We start from the raw sequence: 14205 nt of genomic DNA, 5'->3' as shown, positions 1-14205 counted from the left end.
TGTAGATGTAGATGTAGATGTAGATGTAGATGTAGATGTAGATGTAGATGTAGATGTAGATGTAGATGTAGATGTAGATGTAGATGTAGATGTAGATGTAGATGTAGAAAAGCGTTGCTCTTCTTTATATAGCAGTCAAACGAAAATTGATGAGTTTGGCCTGAGTAGGAAGCGAGGAGACAAAACTAACGTTACGAACTTACAACATTTAGATAAATAAAAAGCCAGGCAATGCCTGGCTTTTTACCGATAGGTTCCGCGTGCTTATTCAGCAGCTTCCTCAGCAGATTGCTCAGGACGGTCTACCAACTCGATGTAAGCCATAGGGGCTTTATCGCCTGCGCGAACACCGCATTTAAGAATGCGAGTGTAACCGCCTGCACGAGAGGCAAAACGTGGACCTAGTTCGTTGAACAGCTTCGCTACAACTTCGTCGTTACGAGTGCGAGCGAATGCAAGACGACGGTTAGCAACACTGTCGATCTTTGCTAGGGTAATCAATGGCTCAATTACGCGACGCAGCTCTTTTGCTTTAGGCAAAGTAGTTTTGATAACTTCGTGAGTTACCAGAGAGCTAGCCATGTTGCTGAACATCGCTTTACGATGACTGCTGTTGCGATTGAGTTGACGACCACTCTTACGATGGCGCATGACCTAATCCTTCTAACTAAGTAATCAGAATCTGATTAATCTTCAGCGATTGATGCTGGCGGCCAGTTTTCTAGGCGCATGCCTAGAGACAGACCACGTGAAGCCAGCACGTCTTTAATTTCAGTCAAAGACTTTTTACCAAGGTTTGGCGTCTTAAGAAGCTCAACCTCGGTACGCTGTACCAGATCACCGATGTAGTGGATCGCTTCTGCTTTCAAACAGTTAGCAGAGCGAACAGTTAGTTCCAGATCGTCTACAGGACGCAGTAGGATCGGATCGAACTCTGGCTTCTCTTCTTTCTCTTCAGGAACTCGTACATCACGAAGATCTACGAATGCATCCAGTTGTTCAGCAAGAATTGTTGCTGCACGACGGATAGCTTCCTCAGGATCAAGAGTACCATTGGTTTCCATATCGATAACCAACTTGTCTAGATCGGTACGCTGTTCAACACGTGCTGCTTCAACATTGTAAGCAATACGGTCTACTGGGCTGAACGTCGCATCAACAAGTAGACGGCCGATAGGGCGCTCGTCTTCTTCAGTGTGAATACGGGCTGACGCTGGTACATAGCCGCGACCACGTTCTACCTTGATTCGCATACTAATTTCAGCATTAGAATCAGTTAGATGGCAGATTACGTGTTCTGGGTTCGCAATCTCAACACCACCGTCGTGGGTGATGTCGCCTGCAACAACAGGGCCCGCACCAGACTTAGTAAGAGTAAGGATAACTTCATCTTTACCCTCTACCTTAACGGCCAGGCCTTTAAGGTTAAGTAGGATCTCCAGGATATCTTCCTGTACACCCTCTTTGGTGCTGTACTCGTGCAACACGCCATCAATCTCTACTTCTGTCACTGCGCAACCAGGCATAGACGACAGTAGGATGCGACGTAGAGCATTGCCTAGGGTGTGACCAAAGCCACGCTCTAGCGGCTCAAGAGTTACTTTTGCGTGCGTCGAGCTTACTTGTTCGATGTCAACTAGACGCGGCTTAAGAAATTCTGTTACAGAACCCTGCATTGTGTCCTCTCTTTAGTTTAGCTTTACTTAGAGTAAAGCTCGACGATCAGGTGTTCGTTGATGTCAGCAGACAAATCTGAACGCTCTGGTAGGCGCTTGAAAGTGCCTTCCATTTTGTTGCTGTCTACTTCGATCCAAGTTGGCAGCTCGCGCTGAGCAGCAATTTCAAGTGCTGCCTTAATGCGTGCTTGGTTCTTAGCTTTCTCGCGAATGCTAACAACGTCATTAGCCGTTACCTTGAAAGAAGGAACGTTAACCACTTTGCCGTTAACTAGGATCGCCTTGTGGCTTACCAGCTGGCGTGATTCAGCGCGAGTAGCACCAAAGCCCATACGGTAAACTACGTTGTCCAGACGACCTTCTAGAAGTTGCAGCAGGTTTTCACCTGTGTTGCCTTTAATGCGAGCAGCTTCTTGATAGTAGTTACGGAATTGCTTTTCAAGAACGCCATAAATGCGACGAACTTTTTGCTTCTCACGAAGCTGAACGCCGTATTCAGACAGACGACCGCGACGAGCGCCGTGCACGCCTGGGGCGTTGTCAATTTTACACTTGGTATCAATCGCGCGTACGCCTGACTTTAGGAACAAGTCAGTACCTTCGCGACGGCTAAGCTTCAGCTTAGGACCCAAATATCTTGCCATGATCTTTCTCCAGAATACTAAGAAACAGCGTTATACGCGACGTTTCTTAGGTGGACGACAACCGTTATGTGGGATTGGAGTCGCATCAACAATGTTTGTGATACGGAAACCAGCCGCGTTCAGAGCGCGAATCGTAGATTCACGGCCTGGACCAGGACCCTTAACCATAACTTCCAGGTTCTTAAGGCCATATTCTTTAGCCATCTCACCACAACGCTCAGCAGCAACCTGTGCAGCGAACGGAGTTGATTTACGAGAACCGCGGAAACCAGAACCACCTGCAGTTGCCCATGCAAGAGCATTACCTTGACGGTCAGTAATGGTAACGATTGTGTTGTTGAAAGACGCATGGATATGCGCTACGCCATCAGCAACTTGCTTGCGTACGCGTTTACGTGCGCGATTTGGTTGTTTAGCCATTAGTAATCACCTACCCCGATTATTTCTTGATCGGTTTGCGCGGACCCTTACGGGTACGAGCATTGGTCTTCGTACGCTGGCCACGTAGTGGCAAGCTGCGACGATGACGCAAACCGCGGTAACAACCAAGGTCCATAAGACGCTTGATGTTCATTGAAACTTCACGACGTAGATCACCTTCTACAGTGTACTTGGCAACGCCATCACGCAGTAGATCGATCTGCTCTTCAGTTAGTTCACTGATCTTAATGCTTTCAGCAATACCAGTCTCAGCCAAAATAGCTTTTGAACGGGTTTTACCGATACCGAAAATCGCAGTCAATGCGATAACGGCATGCTTATGATCAGGAATGTTAATGCCTGCAATACGGGCCACTATTCACTCCTAGTACTTTTTCAAGAAGAACCGCTGCAGAGCCCGTTGAGGATACGCAGCGGCTATACCACTTCTTTTGCACACACAAAAGGTGGGTGGCTAATGTAGCCACCCTGCCTAAATTTTGCAAGAAAAATATTCTGCTATTAGCCTTGGCGCTGCTTGTGCTTTGGCTCACTGCAAATCACGCGAACGACACCGTTACGCTTGATTACTTTACAGTTACGGCAGATTTTCTTAACGGAAGCACGAACTTTCATTGCTAAACTCCGTAGATGTCAATCTGTTATCGGCCATAGCCTTTCAGATTGGCTTTCTTCAACACGGACTCATATTGTTGAGACATCAGGTGTGTCTGAACTTGAGCCATAAAGTCCATAATCACTACAACTACGATTAGTAGGGAAGTCCCGCCGAAATAAAAGCGTACATTCCAAGCAATCATCATGAACTCGGGGATCAGACAGATAAAGGTGATATACAACGCACCCGCAAGGGTAAGTCGAGTCATTACTTTATCTATATACTTTGCAGTCTGCTCGCCCGGGCGAATACCAGGTACGAATGCACCAGACTTCTTCAGATTGTCTGCTGTCTCACGCGGGTTGAAAACCAACGCCGTGTAGAAGAAACAGAAAAAGATAATCGCTGCAGCATAAAGAATTACATACAGTGGTTGACCAGGGCTCAGTGCCAGAGACACATCCGCCAGCCAGCCCAGCTGCTCACTTTGTCCAAACCATTGAGCCAAAGTGCCTGGGAACAGGATAATACTTGATGCAAAAATCGCTGGAATTACGCCTGCCATATTAACTTTCAATGGCAAGTGAGTGCTCTGCGCAGCAAAAACACGACGGCCTTGCTGACGTTTTGCATAGTTAACGACGATACGACGTTGACCACGCTCCATGAACACTACGAACGCAATTACTGCGAATGCAATTACCGCAATCAACAGAAGAAGAAGCACGTGCAATTCACCTTGACGCGCTTGCTCCGCTGTCTGTCCGATAGCGGACGGTAATCCTGCAACGATACCCGTGAAAATAATCAAGGAAATACCGTTACCGATACCTCGCTCAGTGATCTGCTCACCTAACCACATCAAGAACATGGTGCCGGTAACCAAACTCACAACAGCAGTGAAGTAGAATCCAAACCCTGGGTTAACCACAAGACCTGGAATCATACTTGGCAACCCTGTAGCGATACCAATCGCTTGGAAGGTTGCCAGTACTAGCGTGCCGTAGCGGGTATACTGGCTAATCTTACGACGACCAGACTCCCCTTCTTTTTTCAACTCAGCCAAGGCTGGATGAACTACCGTTAGCAATTGTACGATAATCGATGCCGAAATATACGGCATGATACCCAATGCTAGGATAGAAGCACGCTCAAGAGCACCACCAGAGAACATGTTAAACAGTTCAATGATGGTACCTTGTTGCTGTTCGAACAAATCGGCAAGTACAGCAGCGTCAATACCAGGAATTGGTACAAAAGAGCCGGCACGGAAAACCAATAACGCACCTACCACAAACAGTAGACGGGTTTTGAGTTCCGCAAGTCCACCTTTTGCACTACTAAAATTTTGTCCTGGTTGTTTTGCCATCTGTACCTCGTCCTCGAGCTAGTTATTCCTCGATTTTACCGCCAGCAGCTTCAATTGCAGCCTGAGCACCTTTGGTAACGCGAAGACCTTTAACAGTCACTGAACGCGCGATTTCACCAGACAGTACGATTTTCGCCGTACGGATGTCTTTAGTGATAACGTTAGCCGCTTTCAATGTCTCAAGGCTCACTACGTCACCTTCAACTTTAGCTAGTTCGCTTAGACGAACTTCTGCTGCAGTTAGGCTCTTGCGAGAAGTAAAACCAAATTTTGGCAGACGTTGTTTCAAAGGCATTTGACCGCCTTCGAAACCTGGGCGTACAGAACCACCTGAACGTGATTTCTGACCTTTGTGACCGCGGCCACCAGTTTTGCCCAGGCCTGAACCGATACCACGGCCTACGCGCTTCTTAGAAGGCTTAGAACCCGCAGCCGGAGATAGAGTATTCAAACGCATGTGATTACTCCTCCACTTTGACCATGTAGTAAACTTGATTGATCATGCCGCGTACGCAAGCAGTATCTTCAAGCTCAACAGTGTGGTTGATGCGACGTAGGCCCAAGCCACGCAGTGTAGCTTTATGCTTCGGCAAACGACCGATAGAGCTACGTGTCTGAGTTACTTTAATAGTATTAGCCATGTCGATTACCCCAGAATTTCGTTTACAGGCATACCGCGTTTAGCAGCAACCATTTCTGGAGACTTCATACCACCCAAACCAAGAATCGTTGCACGAACGATGTTGATTGGGTTAGTAGAACCGTATGCTTTCGCCAGAACGTTGCGAACACCCGCAACTTCTAGTACCGCACGCATCGCACCACCGGCGATGATACCTGTACCTTCTGAAGCAGGCTGCATGTACACTTTAGAACCAGTGTGGCGACCTTTAACAGCGTGGTGCAGAGTACCGTCGTTCAACGCGATAGTAACCATGTTACGGCGCGCTTTTTCCATTGATTTTTGGATAGCGGCAGGTACTTCACGGGCTTTGCCGTAACCGAAACCTACGCGACCATTGCCATCACCAACTACAGTAAGAGCGGTGAAGCTAAAGATGCGACCACCTTTAACCGTTTTAGAAACACGGTTAACAGCAATCAGCTTCTCTTGCAAATCACTTTGTTGTTTTTCGTTAGCCATCTTTCCGCCTACCTTAGAATTTCAGACCAGCTTCACGGGCAGCATCTGCCAGTGCAGCCACGCGGCCGTGGTATTGGAAACCGGAGCGGTCAAAAGCAACTGATTCGATGCCTTTTTCCAACGCACGTTCAGCTACTGCTTTACCAACAGCCGCTGCAGCGTCTTTGTTACCGGTACTCTTCACTTGATCACGGATCGCTTTTTCTACGGTAGAAGCAGCTGCGATAACTTCAGAGCCATTAGCTGCGATAACCTGTGCGTACACGTGACGTGGAGTACGGTGCACCACTAGGCGAGTCGCACCCAGTTCAGCAATCTTGCGACGCGCTCGGGTCGCACGACGGATACGAGCAATTTTCTTATCCATAGTGTTACCTTACTTCTTCTTAGCTTCTTTAGTACGCACGACTTCGTCAGAGTAACGAACACCTTTGCCTTTGTAAGGCTCAGGTTGACGGTATGCGCGGATGTCAGCAGCTACTTGACCAACTAATTGCTTGTCTGTACCAGTCAAAACAATTTCAGTTTGGCTTGGGCATTCTGCCTTGATGCCTGCAGGCAGGTCATGTTCAACCGGGTGAGAGAAGCCCAAAGTTAGAGCTACTGCGTTACCCTTGATTGACGCACGATAACCAACACCTTTCAGGATCAGTTTCTTGGTAAAGCCTTCAGTAACACCAACAACCATGTTGTTTACTAGTGCACGTGCAGTACCTGCTTGGGCGTTAGCCTTCACAATACCTTCGCGCGGCGCAAACTTCACAGCGTTGTCTTCTTGGCTTACTACCACTGCGTTGTTGATAACTCGGGACAATTCGCCTTTGCTACCTTTTACAGTGATTTCCTGACCGTTAAGGTTCACCTCTACGCCGGCAGGAATTACTACGGGTGCTTTTGCAACACGAGACATTTCCTACTCCTTAAGCTACGTAGCAGATGATCTCACCGCCAAGACCCGCTTTGCGAGCGGCACGGTCGGTCATCAAACCTTTAGAAGTTGATACTACAGCAATACCCAGACCACCCATTACAGAAGGCAGTGCATCTTTTTTCTTATAGATGCGCAGACCTGGACGGCTTACACGTTGGATTTGCTCGATAACTGGGTTCGCTTCGAAGTATTTCAAAGTCACTTCCAGTTCTGGCTTAACATCGCTTGTTACAGCGTAGTCAGCCACATAACCTTCAGCCTTAAGTAGCTCAGCAATTGCCACTTTTAGCTTTGACGAAGGCATTTTAACAGCAACTTTCGCCGCTGTCTGACCGTTACGAAGGCGGGTCAGCATATCCGAGATCGGATCTTGCATGCTCATAAGTCTTTACTCCCGTGATTCAATTACCAGCTCGCCTTACGCAGACCCGGAATCTCGCCTTTCATGCAAGCTTCACGGACCTTGATTCGGCTAAGGCCGAATTTACGTAGGTAGCCATGTGGACGCCCAGTCTGGTTACAACGATTACGCTGACGAGACTTGGAAGAATCACGCGGTAAAGTTTGAAGCTTCAGGACTGCGTCCCAACGCTCTTCTTCAGTCGCGTTCACGTTTTTAATGATAGCTTTAAATGCAGCACGCTTTTCAGCGAACTTTGCTACCAGTTTCGCGCGTTTTACTTCGCGCGCTTTCATTGATTGCTTAGCCATTACAGTAACCCTTCACCTTACTTACGGAATGGGAAGTTAAAGGCAGCCAGCAGAGCTTGACCTTCCTCATCAGTCGCCGCGGTAGTCGTGATAGTAATATCAAGACCACGAATACGATCTACTTTATCGTAATCGATCTCTGGGAAGATGATTTGCTCACGAACGCCCATGCTGTAGTTACCGCGACCGTCGAAAGATTTCGAACTTACGCCACGGAAGTCACGCACACGTGGTAGAGCGATTGAAATCAAACGCTCAAAGAAATCCCACATACGCTCGCCACGCAGGGTTACTTTACAGCCGATAGGGTAGCCCTCTCGGATCTTGAAGCCAGCAACAGATTTACGTGCTTTAGTGATAAGCGGCTTCTGACCAGTAATTGTGGTCATATCTGAAGCTGCGTTCTCAAGCAGTTTTTTATCGTTGATCGCTTCGCCCACACCCATGTTCAGGGTGATCTTTTCGATCCTTGGGACTTGCATGATACTCTTGTATTCGAACTTTTGAGCAAGCTCTTTTACAACAGTCTCTTTGTAGTAATCATGCAGTTTCGCCATAGTACTACTCCAACTTACTTAATAGTTTCGCCATTCGACTTGAAGAAACGAACTTTTTTGCCGTCTTCAAATCGGAAGCCTACACGGTCTGCTTTACCAGTTGCCGCGTTGTAGATAGCCACGTTAGAAACGTCAAGTGCAGCTTCTTTTTCAACGATGCCGCCTTGAACACCCATTGCCGGAACTGGCTTCTGGTGTTTCTTAACTAGGTTGATACCTTCAACGATAACCTTACCGGTAGTCAGTACCTTAGATACTTTACCTTTCTTGCCTTTGTCTTTACCAACAAGAACGATAATTTCGTCTTCACGACGGATTTTAGCTGCCATTTTAAACCGCTCCTTACAGAACTTCAGGCGCCAGAGACACAATCTTCATGAACTTATCGCCACGAAGCTCACGTGTCACAGGGCCAAAGATACGAGTACCGATTGGTTGCTCAGTATTGTCGTTCAACAACACGCAAGCATTACGGTCGAAGCGAATGACAGAACCGTCTGGACGACGAACGCCTTTACGGGTGCGAACTACAACCGCCTTCAGAACGTCACCTTTTTTTACTTTACCGCGTGGGATTGCATCCTTCACGGTAACTTTGATGACATCGCCGATATGGGCGTAGCGACGGTGTGAACCACCCAGCACCTTAATACACATTACACTGCGAGCGCCGGAGTTGTCGGCTGCATCCAGCATACTTTGCATTTGGATCATGGTTAGTGCTCCGCTGTTATTACATCTAGACCCATCTCGGGTCGGGCTGCCTCATTACAAGGGCGGCGAATAATAACACTATTTTTTAAAGATGAATAGATAAAAAATAAACGGCCCCAGAGATGGAGCCGTTTTATTTTTAACCGTTGGAAAGTTACCCTTACAGGCGTGCTTTCTCAACTACGCGTACCAGAGTCCAAGACTTAGTCTTAGACAGTGGACGACACTCACGAACTTCAACGGTATCGCCTTGGGCGCATTCGTTGTTTTCATCGTGAACATGTAGTTTAGTTGTACGCTTGATGAACTTACCGTAGATCGGGTGTTTCACCTGGCGCTCAATTGCAACAACAATAGACTTATCGCCTTTGTCGCTAACTACAAGGCCTTGTTGAGTACGGATTTGGTCGCTCATTATGCGTTGCCCTTCTGGTTCAGAACGGTTTTAACACGTGCGATATCACGACGAACAGTCTTCAGAGTGTGAGTCTGCTGAAGTTGACCAGTAGCCGCTTGCATGCGCAGGTTGAATTGCTCACGCAGCAGACCCAGCAGTTCTTCATTCAGCTGTTCTACGCTCTTTTCGCGAAGTTCTTGTGCTTTCATCACATCACCGCCTTAGTTACGAAAGTGGTTTTGATTGGTAGTTTACGTGAAGCTAGCTCGAATGCTTCGCGAGCTAGGGTTTCAGAAACACCATCCATCTCGTACAGGACTTTACCTGGTTGAATTTGTGCAACCCAGTAACTTACAGAACCCTTACCTTTACCCTGACGAACTTCCAGAGGTTTAGTAGTGATCGGCTTGTCTGGGAAGACACGGATCCAGATTTGACCCTGACGCTTAATGTGACGAGTCATAGCACGACGTGCAGCTTCGATCTGACGAGCAGTGATACGACCACGACCAACAGCTTTAAGGCCGAAGGTACCGAAGCTTACGTCAGTACCGGCAGCAAGACCGCGGTTACGACCTTTAAAAGCCTTGCGGAACTTAGTACGTTTTGGTTGAAGCATCGATAGACTCCTTACTTACGGCCTTTACGCTGCTTCTTAGGCTTATCAGCCTGTGGCTCAGCAACTGGCATGCCGCCTAGAACTTCACCTTTGAAGATCCAAACTTTAATACCAATTACACCGTAAGTGGTGTGAGCCGAAGAAGTTGCGTAATCAATATCAGCACGAAGGGTGTGCAATGGCACACGACCTTCACGGTACCACTCGGTACGAGCGATTTCAGCACCGCCAAGACGGCCGCTTACTTCCACTTTAATACCCTTGGCACCTAGACGCATTGCGTTTTGTACCGCACGCTTCATAGCGCGACGGAACATAACACGACGCTCTAGCTGAGAAGCGATGCTGTCACCAACCAGCTGAGCATCAAGCTCTGGCTTGCGTACTTCTGCAATGTTGATTTGTGCAGGTACACCGGCTAGTTGAGCAACGCGAGCGCGTAGTTTTTCTACGTCTTCGCCTTTCTTACCGATAACAACACCTGGACGAGCAGTGTGAATTGTCACACGGATGCTCTTCGCAGGACGCTCGATAACGATGCGAGAAATAGACGCTTTTTTCAGTTCATTTGTTAGGAACTGACGTACCTTGAAGTCGCCGTCTAGATTGTCAGCGAAATCTTGGCTGTTAGCAAACCAGGTGGAATTCCAAGGCTTACAAATGCCAAGACGAATACCATTAGGATGTACTTTTTGACCCATTGCTTTCTCTCCTCGTCTCTTAGCGGTCTGCTACAACAACAGTGATGTGGCTAGAACGCTTCAAGATGCGATCGGCACGGCCTTTTGCACGAGGCATAATGCGCTTCATGACTGGACCTTCGTCAACAAAGATTTTTGCGACATTCAAATCATCAATGTCAGCACCTTCGTTATGCTCGGCGTTTGCGATAGCAGACTCCAGAACTTTCTTGATCAGTTCAGCAGCTTTTTTGTCGCTGAAAGTCAGAACTTCTAGAGCTTGTGCAACGTTTTTACCGCGCACTTGGTCTGCAACCAAACGTGCTTTTTGAGGCGAAATACGAGCAAAGCGATGTTTAGCAATAGCTTCCATATCTTAACTCCTTAACGCTTCTTAGCTTTCTTATCTGCAGCATGGCCGCGATAAGTACGTGTTGGTGCAAATTCGCCCAGCTTGTGACCGATCATCTCTTCAGTGACGAAAACAGGTACGTGCTGACGACCATTATGGACAGCGATGGTCAAACCGATCATCTGAGGGATGATCATTGAACGACGGGACCAAGTCTTAACAGGCTTTTTGTCACCGCTTTCCAACGCTTTCTCTACCTTCTTCAGCAAGTGCAGGTCAATAAATGGACCTTTCTTGAGAGAACGTGGCATGGCGTATCCTCTTTAAAATTACTTGTTACGACGACGTACGATGTACTTGTCGGTACGTTTGTTCTTACGGGTTTTGAAGCCCTTAGTTGGCATACCCCAAGGTGATACTGGGTGACGACCGCCTGATGTACGACCTTCACCACCACCGTGTGGGTGATCCACTGGGTTCATTGCTACACCACGTACGGTAGGACGAACGCCTTTCCAACGAGTTGCACCAGCTTTACCCAATTCACGCAGCATGTGTTCTGCGTTACCAACTTCACCGATGGTCGCACGACCTTCAGAAAGAACCTTACGCATTTCGCCAGAACGCAAACGAATAGTTACGTATGCGCCATCGCGAGCAACGATTTGTGCGTATGCACCAGCTGAACGAGCCAGCTGTGCACCTTTACCAGGCTTCAGTTCAACACAGTGAACAGTTGAACCTACTGGGATGTTGCGCATTGGCAGGGTGTTACCTGCTTTGATCGCAGCATCAGCGCCAGATTGAATCTGGTCACCAGCTTTCAGGCCTTTAGGTGCAATGATGTAACGACGCTCACCGTCTGCGTACAGAACCAGTGCAATGTTTGCACTGCGGTTTGGATCGTATTCCAGGCGCTCAACTTTCGCTGGGATGCCGTCTTTAGTACGTTTGAAGTCAATTACACGGTAGTGTTGCTTATGACCACCACCGATGTGACGTACTGTGATACGACCGTTGTTGTTACGACCGCCTGACTTCTGGTTTTTCTCCAGAAGCGGTGCGTAAGGCTTACCCTTGTACAGGTCAGCGTTAACAACTTTAACAACGTGACGACGACCCGGTGAAGTAGGCTTACATTTAACAATTGCCATTTTTTAATACTCCTCCGTCTTACTCAGCGCCGCCAGCGAAGTCGATGTCTTGACCTTCTTTCAAGATAACGTACGCTTTTTTGACGTCTGAACGACGACCTTGGCGAGCACCTTGACGTTTGGTCTTACCCTTAGTGATAAGAGTATTTACAGACTTAACTTCAACTTCGAACAGTTTCTCAACTGCCGCTTTGATCTCTTTCTTAGTTGCAGTCATTGCTACTTTGAAAACGATAGTGTTACCGTTTTCAGCAGCCATGGTTGCTTTTTCAGAGATGTGCGGAGCACGTAGAACTTTAAGAATACGCTCTTCAGTGATCATCCCAGCATCTCCTCAACTTGTTTAACTGCTGCTGCAGTCATCACTACTTTGTCGAAAGCGATCAGGCTAACTGGGTCGATGCCTGCTGCATCACGTACGTCAACTTTGTACAAGTTACGTGCCGCAAGGAACAGATTTTCATCAACTTCTGCAGTTACGATCAGAGCTTCAGTCAGTTCAAGCTCTTTCAGCTTGACGATTAGCTCTTTGGTCTTTGGAGCTTCTACAGAGAAGTTGTCAACAACGATCAAACGATCTTGACGAACTAGCTCAGACAGAATGCTCTTAAGAGCACCACGGTACATTTTCTTGTTAACTTTCTGGCTGTGGTCCTGTGGACGAGCTGCGAAAGTTACACCACCCGAGCGCCAAATTGGGCTACGGATTGTACCTGCACGGGCGCGGCCAGTACCCTTCTGACGCCATGGCTTAGCACCACCACCGCGTACATCTGAACGGGTTTTCTGAGCGCGAGTACCCTGACGGGCACCTGCTGCGTATGCAACGACTACCTGGTGTACCAGGGCTTCGTTGTATTCACGCCCGAAGGTAGTTTCGGAGACAGTTAGCGCATCAGCGCCTTTGACTACCAATTCCATTACTAACTCCTCGACGTTACGCTTTAACGGCTGGTTTAACGATCACGTTGCTACCAGTAGCACCAGGGACTGCACCTTTAATAAGTAACAGTTTGCGCTCAGCATCAACACGTACGATCTCTAGGTTTTGAGTAGTTACCTGCTCAGCACCCATGTGACCTGCCATTTTTTTGCCTTTGAATACACGGCCTGGAGTTTGACATTGGCCAATTGAACCCGGTGCACGGTGAGACAAAGAGTTACCATGGGTCATATCTTGAGTACGGAAGTTCCAACGCTTAACAGCGCCTTGGAAACCCTTACCTTTAGATGTACCAGTAACGTCAACTTTCTTAATTTCTGCGAACAGATCTACGTTTAGCTCAGCGCCAACTTCGAACTCTTCACCACTATTCAGACGGAATTCCCACAGACCGCGACCAGCTTCTACACCTGCTTTCGCAAAGTGACCAGCTTCTGGCTTAGTTACGCGGCTTGCTTTCTTAGCGCCTGAAGTTACTTGGATAGCAGAGTAACCATCTACTTCAGGAGTACGTACCTGAGTTACACGGTTAGTTTCTACTTCTACAACGGTTACAGGGATAGAAACGCCTTCTTCAGTGAAGATGCGAGTCATGCCTACTTTACGACCGACTAGACCAATCATTACTTAAATCCCCTCTTAACCCAGGCTGATTTGAACATCAACGCCCGCAGCAAGGTCAAGACGCATCAGAGCGTCAACAGTTTTATCTGTTGGCTCAACGATGTCGATCAGACGCTTGTGAGTACGAATTTCGTACTGATCACGTGCATCTTTGTTGACGTGCGGAGAGATAAGAACGGTGAAACGCTCTTTGCGAGTTGGCAGTGGAATAGGACCACGAACCTGCGCACCAGTGCGCTTTGCGGTTTCAACGATTTCCGCAGTAGACTGGTCGATCAAACGATGATCGAAAGCCTTCAGGCGGATACGGATACGTTGGTTCTGCATTAGACAGAGCTCCAAATTAAAAAATTACACAAACAATATCGCCACTCTACCTCATTAAAACGAGGGAATGCCGATTGATTTATGTGAAACCGTAGTATCAATATTTGATACATTGTCAGCCATTTAACATGACTGCGAACATAAGCGGAGTATACATTACTGACTAATCAAGCTAAAAGCCTACGACGACTAGTCTTCCTCCTGTGCTCATTGGTTCACAACTGCACTTACGAGAACATTTTGTCTCAGGCAGTGCGGGCATTATACAGATCACAAAACGCTTTGCAAGTGCCGTTTAAAAATTAATCACAGCACACGTTTTGT

The 14205-nt window shown here is 47.6% G+C and carries 29 protein-coding genes; 1 reads left to right on the top strand and 28 read right to left on the bottom strand.

Annotated elements, in window-relative coordinates:
* Positions 1 to 220: hypothetical protein (locus L4D06_RS15590; protein WP_429740340.1), on the top strand; the 220-nt coding region annotated here is incomplete at its 5' end.
* A 44-nt stretch (positions 221 to 264) separates the two neighbouring features.
* Here the strand turns inward: L4D06_RS15590 and rplQ are convergent.
* From rplQ to rpsJ, 28 genes are all read right to left on the bottom strand, one after another.
* On the bottom strand, positions 265 to 651 hold the full coding sequence (gene rplQ, locus L4D06_RS15585; protein WP_028024637.1) for a 50S ribosomal protein L17: 387 nt from the start codon (positions 649 to 651) through the stop codon (positions 265 to 267).
* A 35-nt stretch (positions 652 to 686) separates the two neighbouring features.
* On the bottom strand, positions 687 to 1676 hold the full coding sequence (locus L4D06_RS15580) for a DNA-directed RNA polymerase subunit alpha (RefSeq protein WP_028024638.1): 990 nt from the start codon (positions 1674 to 1676) through the stop codon (positions 687 to 689).
* Between the two features lie 23 nt (positions 1677 to 1699).
* On the bottom strand, positions 1700 to 2320 hold the full coding sequence (gene rpsD / locus L4D06_RS15575; RefSeq protein ID WP_274167041.1) for a 30S ribosomal protein S4: 621 nt from the start codon (positions 2318 to 2320) through the stop codon (positions 1700 to 1702).
* A gap of 30 nt (positions 2321 to 2350) precedes the next feature.
* Positions 2351 to 2740 (bottom strand): 30S ribosomal protein S11, encoded by a 390-nt coding sequence (rpsK, locus tag L4D06_RS15570; RefSeq protein ID WP_002541534.1) that lies wholly within the window; start codon positions 2738 to 2740, stop codon positions 2351 to 2353.
* Positions 2741 to 2759: 19 nt separating this feature from the next.
* On the bottom strand, positions 2760 to 3116 hold the full coding sequence (gene rpsM, locus L4D06_RS15565) for a 30S ribosomal protein S13 (RefSeq protein ID WP_028024640.1): 357 nt from the start codon (positions 3114 to 3116) through the stop codon (positions 2760 to 2762).
* A gap of 146 nt (positions 3117 to 3262) precedes the next feature.
* Complete coding sequence (gene rpmJ / locus L4D06_RS15560; RefSeq protein WP_000868186.1) at positions 3263 to 3376, bottom strand: 50S ribosomal protein L36; 114 nt, start codon at positions 3374 to 3376, stop codon at positions 3263 to 3265.
* 26 nt (positions 3377 to 3402) lie between these two features.
* Positions 3403 to 4728 (bottom strand): preprotein translocase subunit SecY, encoded by a 1326-nt coding sequence (gene secY, locus L4D06_RS15555; RefSeq protein WP_028024641.1) that lies wholly within the window; start codon positions 4726 to 4728, stop codon positions 3403 to 3405.
* A gap of 22 nt (positions 4729 to 4750) precedes the next feature.
* Positions 4751 to 5185 (bottom strand): 50S ribosomal protein L15, encoded by a 435-nt coding sequence (rplO, locus tag L4D06_RS15550; protein WP_002541432.1) that lies wholly within the window; start codon positions 5183 to 5185, stop codon positions 4751 to 4753.
* A gap of 4 nt (positions 5186 to 5189) precedes the next feature.
* Complete coding sequence (gene rpmD / locus L4D06_RS15545) at positions 5190 to 5369, bottom strand: 50S ribosomal protein L30 (RefSeq protein WP_274167042.1); 180 nt, start codon at positions 5367 to 5369, stop codon at positions 5190 to 5192.
* 5 nt (positions 5370 to 5374) lie between these two features.
* Positions 5375 to 5872, bottom strand: coding sequence for a 30S ribosomal protein S5 (gene rpsE, locus L4D06_RS15540; RefSeq protein WP_274167043.1), 498 nt, complete (start codon positions 5870 to 5872; stop codon positions 5375 to 5377).
* A gap of 13 nt (positions 5873 to 5885) precedes the next feature.
* The gene (gene rplR, locus L4D06_RS15535) at positions 5886 to 6239 is read right to left on the bottom strand and encodes a 50S ribosomal protein L18 (RefSeq protein ID WP_028024643.1); all 354 of its coding nucleotides are present in this window, start codon (positions 6237 to 6239) and stop codon (positions 5886 to 5888) included.
* Positions 6240 to 6248: 9 nt separating this feature from the next.
* Positions 6249 to 6782, bottom strand: coding sequence for a 50S ribosomal protein L6 (rplF, locus tag L4D06_RS15530; protein WP_274167044.1), 534 nt, complete (start codon positions 6780 to 6782; stop codon positions 6249 to 6251).
* 10 nt (positions 6783 to 6792) lie between these two features.
* A complete protein-coding gene (gene rpsH / locus L4D06_RS15525) occupies positions 6793 to 7185 on the bottom strand; it encodes a 30S ribosomal protein S8 (protein ID WP_028024645.1) in 393 nt (130 codons plus the stop codon).
* A 23-nt stretch (positions 7186 to 7208) separates the two neighbouring features.
* Positions 7209 to 7514, bottom strand: coding sequence for a 30S ribosomal protein S14 (gene rpsN / locus L4D06_RS15520; protein WP_274167045.1), 306 nt, complete (start codon positions 7512 to 7514; stop codon positions 7209 to 7211).
* A gap of 17 nt (positions 7515 to 7531) precedes the next feature.
* Positions 7532 to 8071, bottom strand: a complete 540-nt coding sequence (gene rplE / locus L4D06_RS15515; protein WP_028024647.1) for a 50S ribosomal protein L5 — start codon at positions 8069 to 8071, stop codon at positions 7532 to 7534.
* Between the two features lie 14 nt (positions 8072 to 8085).
* Complete coding sequence (gene rplX / locus L4D06_RS15510; RefSeq protein ID WP_028024648.1) at positions 8086 to 8400, bottom strand: 50S ribosomal protein L24; 315 nt, start codon at positions 8398 to 8400, stop codon at positions 8086 to 8088.
* A 13-nt stretch (positions 8401 to 8413) separates the two neighbouring features.
* A complete protein-coding gene (rplN, locus tag L4D06_RS15505) occupies positions 8414 to 8785 on the bottom strand; it encodes a 50S ribosomal protein L14 (protein WP_016962021.1) in 372 nt (123 codons plus the stop codon).
* Positions 8786 to 8945: 160 nt separating this feature from the next.
* Positions 8946 to 9200, bottom strand: a complete 255-nt coding sequence (rpsQ, locus tag L4D06_RS15500) for a 30S ribosomal protein S17 (protein WP_028024649.1) — start codon at positions 9198 to 9200, stop codon at positions 8946 to 8948.
* Entirely contained in the window at positions 9200 to 9391 is a 192-nt protein-coding gene (rpmC, locus tag L4D06_RS15495; RefSeq protein WP_028024650.1) for a 50S ribosomal protein L29, read from the bottom strand. Before rpmC ends, rpsQ begins: the two co-directional genes overlap by 1 nt.
* Positions 9391 to 9801 (bottom strand): 50S ribosomal protein L16, encoded by a 411-nt coding sequence (rplP, locus tag L4D06_RS15490; RefSeq protein ID WP_016962018.1) that lies wholly within the window; start codon positions 9799 to 9801, stop codon positions 9391 to 9393. The genes rpmC and rplP overlap by 1 nt, the downstream gene beginning before the upstream one ends.
* Before the next feature lie 11 nt (positions 9802 to 9812).
* Positions 9813 to 10502: a 30S ribosomal protein S3 gene (gene rpsC, locus L4D06_RS15485; RefSeq protein ID WP_028024651.1), complete on the bottom strand. Its 690-nt coding sequence runs from the start codon at positions 10500 to 10502 to the stop codon at positions 9813 to 9815.
* A 19-nt stretch (positions 10503 to 10521) separates the two neighbouring features.
* Positions 10522 to 10854 carry a 50S ribosomal protein L22 gene (gene rplV / locus L4D06_RS15480; protein ID WP_028024652.1) on the bottom strand — a complete coding sequence of 111 codons (333 nt, stop codon included), beginning with the start codon at positions 10852 to 10854 and terminating at the stop codon, positions 10522 to 10524.
* Between the two features lie 11 nt (positions 10855 to 10865).
* Entirely contained in the window at positions 10866 to 11144 is a 279-nt protein-coding gene (gene rpsS / locus L4D06_RS15475) for a 30S ribosomal protein S19 (protein ID WP_016962015.1), read from the bottom strand.
* A gap of 18 nt (positions 11145 to 11162) precedes the next feature.
* The gene (gene rplB, locus L4D06_RS15470) at positions 11163 to 11987 is read right to left on the bottom strand and encodes a 50S ribosomal protein L2 (RefSeq protein WP_274167046.1); all 825 of its coding nucleotides are present in this window, start codon (positions 11985 to 11987) and stop codon (positions 11163 to 11165) included.
* A 19-nt stretch (positions 11988 to 12006) separates the two neighbouring features.
* Positions 12007 to 12309, bottom strand: a complete 303-nt coding sequence (gene rplW, locus L4D06_RS15465) for a 50S ribosomal protein L23 (RefSeq protein WP_016962013.1) — start codon at positions 12307 to 12309, stop codon at positions 12007 to 12009.
* Positions 12306 to 12908 (bottom strand): 50S ribosomal protein L4, encoded by a 603-nt coding sequence (gene rplD / locus L4D06_RS15460; RefSeq protein ID WP_028024654.1) that lies wholly within the window; start codon positions 12906 to 12908, stop codon positions 12306 to 12308. The genes rplW and rplD overlap by 4 nt, the downstream gene beginning before the upstream one ends.
* 16 nt (positions 12909 to 12924) lie before the next feature.
* Complete coding sequence (rplC, locus tag L4D06_RS15455) at positions 12925 to 13554, bottom strand: 50S ribosomal protein L3 (RefSeq protein WP_274167047.1); 630 nt, start codon at positions 13552 to 13554, stop codon at positions 12925 to 12927.
* A gap of 15 nt (positions 13555 to 13569) precedes the next feature.
* Positions 13570 to 13881, bottom strand: a complete 312-nt coding sequence (rpsJ, locus tag L4D06_RS15450; RefSeq protein WP_005501283.1) for a 30S ribosomal protein S10 — start codon at positions 13879 to 13881, stop codon at positions 13570 to 13572.
* Positions 13882 to 14205: the final 324 nt, after the last annotated feature.

Source organism: Enterovibrio makurazakiensis (genome assembly GCF_050336585.1).
Taxonomy (GTDB): domain Bacteria; phylum Pseudomonadota; class Gammaproteobacteria; order Enterobacterales; family Vibrionaceae; genus Enterovibrio; species Enterovibrio gelatinilyticus.
The sequence above is the reverse complement of the archived record's forward strand: the minus strand, read 5'-3'. Positions and strand labels throughout refer to the sequence as shown.